This is a genomic window from Actinomadura sp. WAC 06369 (assembly GCF_003947565.1).
Taxonomy (GTDB): Bacteria; Actinomycetota; Actinomycetes; order Streptosporangiales; family Streptosporangiaceae; genus Spirillospora; species Spirillospora rifamycini.
This window is the reverse complement of sequence record NZ_QHJN01000256.1, coordinates 1-7,297: the sequence shown is the minus strand read 5'-3', so window position 1 is coordinate 7,297 and position 7,297 is coordinate 1. Positions and strand designations below refer to the sequence as shown.

Annotated in this window: 6 protein-coding genes and 1 riboswitch; all 6 genes read left to right on the top strand. The window is 70.8% G+C overall.

Annotation, left to right across the window (positions count from 1 at the left end):
- Window positions 1–1,996 (top strand): right-handed parallel beta-helix repeat-containing protein (locus DMH08_RS37315; protein WP_148108639.1); only part of this gene is annotated, 1,996 nt, incomplete at its 5' end.
- Between the two features lie 80 nt (window positions 1,997–2,076).
- On the top strand, window positions 2,077–3,234 hold the full coding sequence (locus DMH08_RS37310) for a right-handed parallel beta-helix repeat-containing protein (RefSeq protein WP_199748187.1): 1,158 nt from the start codon (window positions 2,077–2,079) through the stop codon (window positions 3,232–3,234).
- Window positions 3,235–3,273: 39 nt separating this feature from the next.
- Window positions 3,274–4,407 (top strand): right-handed parallel beta-helix repeat-containing protein, encoded by a 1,134-nt coding sequence (locus DMH08_RS37305; protein ID WP_125620927.1) that lies wholly within the window; start codon window positions 3,274–3,276, stop codon window positions 4,405–4,407.
- Window positions 4,408–4,485: 78 nt separating this feature from the next.
- Window positions 4,486–5,814 (top strand): UDP-glucose dehydrogenase family protein, encoded by a 1,329-nt coding sequence (locus tag DMH08_RS37300; RefSeq protein WP_026402760.1) that lies wholly within the window; start codon window positions 4,486–4,488, stop codon window positions 5,812–5,814.
- 86 nt (window positions 5,815–5,900) lie between these two features.
- Window positions 5,901–5,969: riboswitch (guanidine-III (ykkC-III) riboswitch) on the top strand.
- 30 nt (window positions 5,970–5,999) lie between these two features.
- Window positions 6,000–6,323 (top strand): DMT family transporter, encoded by a 324-nt coding sequence (locus DMH08_RS37295; RefSeq protein WP_125620925.1) that lies wholly within the window; start codon window positions 6,000–6,002, stop codon window positions 6,321–6,323.
- 155 nt (window positions 6,324–6,478) lie between these two features.
- Window positions 6,479–7,264: a sporulation protein gene (locus tag DMH08_RS37290; protein WP_125620923.1), complete on the top strand. Its 786-nt coding sequence runs from the start codon at window positions 6,479–6,481 to the stop codon at window positions 7,262–7,264.
- Window positions 7,265–7,297 lie beyond the last annotated feature (33 nt).

Genomic DNA, 7,297 nt, shown 5'->3' with positions numbered 1-7,297 from the left:
GGCCCCGTCCGGACCGGCGCACGCCGCCCGCCAGGCCGAGCACCAGGACGGTCGTCAGGACCTTGCTGCCGCGCCCCTTCTTCGGGGGCGCGGCAGCAAGGTCCTGACGACCGTCCTGGTGCTCGGCCTGGCGGGCGGCGGGACGTACGCGTACCGCGTCTACGCGGACCGCCCGCCGGAGATGCCGGGGGTGAACGACGTGACCTCGACGGCCGCGCAGCAGCAGTCGACGCTGGTCGACCAGGAGGACCTGCGGGTCATGCAGACCCGCGCCCAGCAGGAGTCGGACATCGCGGGCGGCGGGGCGACGGCCGTCCAGGCGCGGCAGCCGCGGCTGATGAGCTCCGCCAACGGCCGGACCCTGATGCTGCCGCAGCGCCGCGAGCCCTACTACGTGTCGGAGCTGCAGAAGCTCGCCGGGGAGGACTTCCAGCAGCTCGGCGACGGGTCGTACCTGCTGAACGTCAGCATCATGGTGGCGGCGGGCGGCAAGCTGGTCCTGCAGAGCTCGACCGGGCCGCTGACGATCCGGATGCGCAGCGTGCCCGGCTCGTTCGCGTCGATCGTGAGCGCGGGCGGGAGCGTCCGGATCAACGGCTCGGCGCAGAACCCCGTCAACATCACGAGCTGGAACGAGGAGACCCGCTCGCCGGACACGAAGGTGAGCGACGGCCGCGCCTACATCCGGGCGATCGGCGGCTCGTTCAGCATGACCTACACGAACGTGAAGCACCTCGGCTTCTGGAGCGGCCGCACCGGCGGCGTCTCGCTGACGGGCTCGGACCGTCCGGACTCCTCCGCCGAGCAGGCCCAGCCGGGGGCGCCGCACCAGGTGCGGATGCCGGACGGCTCGCGCGAGCAGACCCGCGGCAACCAGGACCAGATCGAGGTGCAGGCCGCGAACGGGGCGGGCGGGGCGACCTCCTTCCACGTGCCGCAGGCGAGCCTGGTCAGCGGGACGATCGAGAACTCGACGTTCGACGGCAACGCCTACGGGATCTTCGTGACGGCGTCGAACCAGACGCGGCTCGCGAACAACGAGATCACCGGCAGCCTCGTGAACGGGGTGCTGCTGCACCGGTTCGCGAAGAACGCGACGATCGAGAACACCACGGTGTCGCGGAGCCGCGGCGACGGGTTCGTCCTGTCGCGCGGCACCGAGGGCGTGCGGATCACGAACTGCAACTCCCGGGACAACGGCGGGAACGGCTACACGCTCAACGGGCAGCCGCTCGCGGAGGGCCCGTCCGCGTCCGGTGAGGGGACGACGGCGTTCGGCCAGAACCTCATCAGCGGGAGCGCCGCCGAGAACAACGAGCGGTACGGGTTCGAGATCCTCGGCGGCGACAACGTCGCCGTGCAGAACAGCCGGGTGACCGGCGGCGACATGGGCATCGTGGCCCGCGAGATGGCGACCCAGGTGCAGATCTCGGGGAACCAGATCCGGGGGCCGGAGCGGCAGGGCATCGTGCTGCGGGACGGCGTCGAGGGCGGCAGCGTCGCGGGGAACGTCATCCACGGCACCCAGACCGCCCTGTACGTTCGGGACTCGTCGGTGACGCTGCAGGGCAACACCGTCCAGTCGGCGTCCCGGCACGGCGTCACGCTGAAGGGCGACGTCTCCGCGACGGTCATCGCCGGGAACACCATCAGCGGGTCCGGGTCGAGCGCGCTCGACTACGACCGCGCCAAGGGCCAGTACAAGAACACCGGCAACAACATCAAGGGCTGGAACAAGACCGCCGGTTTCTGGACCTGGGTCAAGCGCGTGTTCAAGCCCATGAACGTCATCTGGGCGGGCGTCTTCCTGCTGGTCGCCGTCTCCATGTTCCGTTCGCGGGGCGCGGGGATGCGGATCGGCCGGCGCGGCGCCCATCCGTACGAGCACCAGACCAAACTCGAGGAGCGCCCCGTGCGCCTGCTCCGCCGTACCGCTCCCGCGGCGCCGCCGCACCAGCAGCGACGGCAGCCCGCGGGGACACGCGTCGACCACTAGGCCCGGCCCATCGGGCCGGTCGGCGCACGGCACGGCACGGCAATGACGCACCAGAGCGGATCCAAGGAGTAGACCGTCCGATGACAGTCAAAATCGATATCAAGTTCCTCGCGGGCCTGCTGATCGGCGCCGTCGTGGTCGGCTCGCTGGTGATCCTTTTCACCGGCGACGACGACGCCGAACCCGGCAACGCGTCGCAGAACTCGTCGCTGGAGCCGGTCGCTCCCGCACCGGGCGCGACCGAGCCGGGCGAGGAGGAGAGCGAGGGCGGCGACGGCGGCGACGAGGGGAACGGCGGCGCGGCCGGACCGGCGCTGACGCTGCCCGTCCCCGAGGGCGAGGGCAAGATCGACTGCCCGGCGCCCACCACGACGGTGAGCGACGCCGCGAGCCTGGAGACGGCCCTGCGGAGCGCCAAGGCCGGCGACGTCATCAAGATGAACCCCGGCACCTACCAGGGCAAGTTCGTCGCGAAGACGGACGGTACCCAGCAGCAGCCGATCTACCTGTGCGGCGACGCGAAGGCGGTCCTGGACGGCGGCGGCGTCGACGAGGGCTACGGCCTGCACCTGGACGGCGCGAACTACTGGCGGCTGATCGGGTTCACCGTCAGCAACAGCCAGAAGGGCGTGATGGGCGACGGCACCAACGGGTCGTACATCCAGGGGCTGACCGTCCACCAGATCGGCGACGAGGCCATCCACCTGCGGAAGTTCTCCACCGGCAACACCGTCCAGTACAACAAGATCTACAACACCGGGATGCGCCGCGAGAAGTTCGGCGAGGGCGTCTACCTGGGCAGCGCCGAGTCCAACTTCAAGAAGATCACCGGCGGGCAGCCCGACAAGAGCGACAACAACGTCGTGCGCGGCAACGTCATCCGGGCCACCGCCGAGGCGGTCGACATCAAGGAGGGCACGTCCGGCGGCAAGATCCTGAACAACGTGTTCGACGGGACGAAGACCGGCGGCAGCAAGCACAACGACTCGTGGATCGACGTCAAGGGAAACAACTACCTGATCCAGGGCAACAAGGGCACCGGGACCCCGCTGGACGGCTTCCAGACCCACGAGATCATCGACGGCTGGGGCAAGAACAACACGTTCACCGGCAACACCATCGACCTGGGCGGCGGCAACGGCGTCGGGATCGCCGACACCAAGGGCGGCAACATCGTCAAGTGCGACAACAAGATGGTGAACGGCGGCAAGCTCACCAAGGACGGGAAGTGCTCCTGACGCGCGGAACGCGCGCGACCGGGGCGAAACTGGTGCATCGTGAAGATCGATCTGAAGTTCACCGGGATCCTGGTGGCCGGGGCGGTCGCCACCAGCGCGCTCGTCGTGCTCGCCACCGGATCCGGCGACGACCCGGAGGACGTCCCGTCCGGCGGTGACGTCGTGGCGGGGCCGTCGGCGGACGTGCCCGCCCCGAACGGGACGGGCCCCGCCGGCGCGGGCGGCGGGGCGGGCGCGGGCGAGCCGGGCGGCGCGCAGCGGTTCCCGCTGCCCACCTCGACCGAGCGGATCTCCTGCCCGGAGCCGACCGTCACCGTGACGGACGCCGTCAAGCTGCAGGAAGCGCTCAACGTCGCCGAGCCGGGGACCGTCATCCAGTTGGCCCCCGGCACGTTCCGGGGGCGGTTCCTGAGCCAGAAGTCCGGCGCGCGGGACCGGCCGATCTTCGTGTGCGGGACGCCGGAGTCGGTCCTGGACGGCGGCGGCACCGGCGAGGGGTACGGCTTCCACCTCCAGGACGCGGCGCACTGGCGGCTGATCGGCTTCACGTTGCAGAACAGCCAGAAGGGCGTCATGTTCGACGGGACGGGAGCGTCGGTCGTCCAGGAACTGACGATCCGCAACATCGGGGACGAGGCCGTCCATCTGCGGCGGTTCAGCACGGGCAACTCCGTGCAGTACAACTCCATATCGCGCACGGGCCGCGAGAACCCCCGCTTCGGCGAGGGCGTCTACCTCGGCTCGTCCCACAACAACTGGGGCACGCTGACCGGCGGGCAGCCGGACCGCAGCGACAACAACCTCGTCGCCGGCAACAAGATCAGGTCCACCGCCGAGGCGGTGGACGTCAAGGAGGGCACGTCCGGCGGGCGCATCGCGGGGAACGCGTTCGACGGGACGGAGCTGTCCGGCGGGTTCAACGACTCGTGGGTCGACGTCAAGGGCAACGGCTACGTCGTCGAGGACAACCGCGGCGCGAAGACCGGCGCCGACGGGTTCCAGACGCACGAGGAGTACAAGGGCTGGGGCACGCGGAACGTCTTCCGCCGCAACGTGATCGCCCTCGGGGACGCCAAGGGCGTGGGCATCAGGCTCGACTCGGCCGGCAACGCGGTCGCCTGCGACAACAGGGTCTCGGGCGGCGAACTGCTCAACACGGGGCAGTGCTCCTGACACAGGGGGCAGTGCCAGCGACACGGGGAAGCGCTCTTAGGGGCTCTACCGTCACCATCATCGAGAAGGAGAAGTGCCATGAACCAGGCGGAGGCCCCGAGGCTCACCGTCATCGGGACCGGTTACCTCGGTGCGACGCACGCCATCTGCATGGCGGTGCTGGGCTTCGAGGTGCTCGGCGTGGACGTCGACGAGCGCAAGATCGGCAAACTCGCGGCCGGCGAGGTCCCCTTCTTCGAGCCCGGCCTGCCGGAGCTGCTCACCAAGGCGCTCGAGTCGGGCCGGCTGCGCTTCACCACCTCGTTCGAGGAGGCGGGCGAGTTCGGCGACGTGCACTTCGTCTGCGTCGGGACCCCGCAGCAGCCCGGTTCGGACGCGGCCGACCTCACCTACGTCGACGCGGCCGTGCGGAGCCTCGCCCCGCACCTGCACCGCCGCGCGCTGGTCGTCGGCAAGTCGACCGTCCCGGTCGGGACCGCGAAGCGGCTCACCGGCATCGTGCACGAGCTGGCGCCCGCCGGGACCGAGGTCGAGCTGGCGTGGAACCCCGAGTTCCTCCGCGAGGGCTTCGCCGTGGACGACACGATGCGCCCCGACCGGCTCGTGTTCGGCGTAGCGTCCGACTGGGCCCACGAGCGGCTGGAGGCGGCGTTCCGCCCGGTCCTCGACCTCGGCACCCCGGTCGTGCGCACCGACCTCGCCACGGCCGAGCTGGTGAAGGTCGCGGCGAACTCGTTCCTCGCCACCAAGATCTCCTACATCAACGCGATGGCGGAGGTCTGCGAGGCCGTCGGCGCCGACATCAAGGACCTCGCCGACTCGCTCGCCCTCGACGACCGCATCGGCGGCAAGTTCCTCAAGCCGGGCCTCGGCTTCGGCGGCGGCTGCCTGCCGAAGGACATCCGCGCGTTCGCGCACCGCGCCGAGGAGATCGGCGTCGGGCAGGCGGTGTCGTTCCTGCGCGAGGTCGACGACATCAACCGCCGCCGCCGCGCCCGCACCGTCGACCTCGTCCGGGAGATGCTCGGCGGGATCTCCGGCAAGCGCATCGCGGCGTGGGGCGCGGCGTTCAAGCCGAACTCCGACGACATCCGGGACGCCCCCGCCCTGGACGTCGCCCGCACCATGCACGGGCTCGGCGGGCACGTGCGCGTGTTCGACCCGGCCGCGCTCGACAACGCGCGCCGCGCGTTCCCCGAGCTGCGCTACGGCGAGAGCGCGTTCGACGTCGCCAAGGACGCCGACGTCGTCGTGCTGCTCACCGAGTGGTCCGACTTCCGCGAGGTCGACCCCGACGCGCTCGCCGAGGTCGTCCGGCACAAGCGGATCGTCGACGGCCGGCACGCCCTCGACGCCGACCGCTGGCGCGCCGCGGGCTGGGAGTACCGGGCGCTCGGCAGGAGCTGAGCCGGCCGGGCCGGTGGTCCCGCCGGTGATGCTGCCCACCGGCGGGAACACCGGGGCGGGGCGGGCCGTTGGACGGGGACGAGGGCCCGGCGGGACGCACGTCCGGCCCCTCCCGGACGAGGTGCGCCGTACCCGGTAGGACAAGACGACGCGGACCGCAGCCGTCTCGTCCACGGGAGCAGAACATGGCTTGGATCCTCGTCATCGTCGCCGGCCTCTTCGAAGTGGCCATGGCCCTGTGCCTGAAGGCCAGCAAGGGCTTCACCGAGCCGTGGCCGTCCGCCGGCTTCCTCGTCTTCGCCGTGACCAGTTTCGGTCTCCTCAACATGGCGCTCCGCACGCTCGACGTCGGGACGGCGTACGCCGTCTGGGTCGGGATCGGCGCCGTCGGCACCGCCGCGCTCGGCATGCTGCTGATGGGCGACCAGGTGTCCGCGTTGAAGATCGGGGCGCTGACCTGCATCATCGTCGGCGTCATCGGCCTCAACCTGGCGGGCGGGGGCCACTGAGCGACCCTAGCCGGGGCGCTGTCCGGCGGCCGTCCGGCGGCCGTCCGGACGGCGCCCCGGCCGCTCTTCCCGCAGGGTGGAACGCGAACCCCGACATGTGCGTCTATGTGTCGAGAGCGCCAGGGGCGTTCGGCACCACCACGGGAGGAAGAACCTTGGTCTTCAAGAAGCTCCGCCAGGCCATGGGCATCGGCGGCCCCCAGATCGAGACGACCCTGCAGGACCCGAACACCCAGCCGGGCGGCGTCGTCCGCGGCGAGGTCACGCTGATCGGAGGCCAGCACGACTCCAACATCAAGTCGCTGAACCTGGCGCTGCGCAGCCGGGTCGAGGTCGAGTCGGGCGACTCGGAGCACGTCACGAACCTCGAGTACGCGAAGGTGTCGCTCGCCGGGGGCTTCGAGCTGGACGACGGCTCGCGCCACACCATCCCCTTCGAGTTCGCCATCCCGTGGGAGGCGCCCCTGACGCACATGTACGGGCGCCCGCTGGTCGGCACCACCGTCGGCCTCGCCACCGAGCTGGAGGTCGCCGGCGCGATCGACCCGGGCGACCTCGACCCGATCGCGGTGCATCCGCTGCCCGCGCAGGCGCGCATCCTGGAGGCGTTCGGCAACCTCGGCTTCCGCTTCCGCAACGCCGACTGCGAGCGGGGCCGCATCTACGGCGTCAACCAGACGCTGCCGTTCTACCAGGAGATCGAGTTCACCCCGCCGCCGCAGTACGCGGGCGGCATCAAGCAGCTGGAGGTGACGTTCGTCTCCTACCCGACCTCCATGGACGTCGTCCTGGAGCTCGACAAGCGCGGCGGCATCTTCACCGAGGGCCACGACTCGTTCAGCCGCTTCAAGGTCGACTACGCGACCGTCGGCAACACCGACTGGGAGTCCCAGCTGAACGGCTTCCTCCAGGACGCGGGCCGCCGGAAGGGCTTCTTCTGACCGCCGCCCGCCCCCGCCGTGCCGCCGATCCCC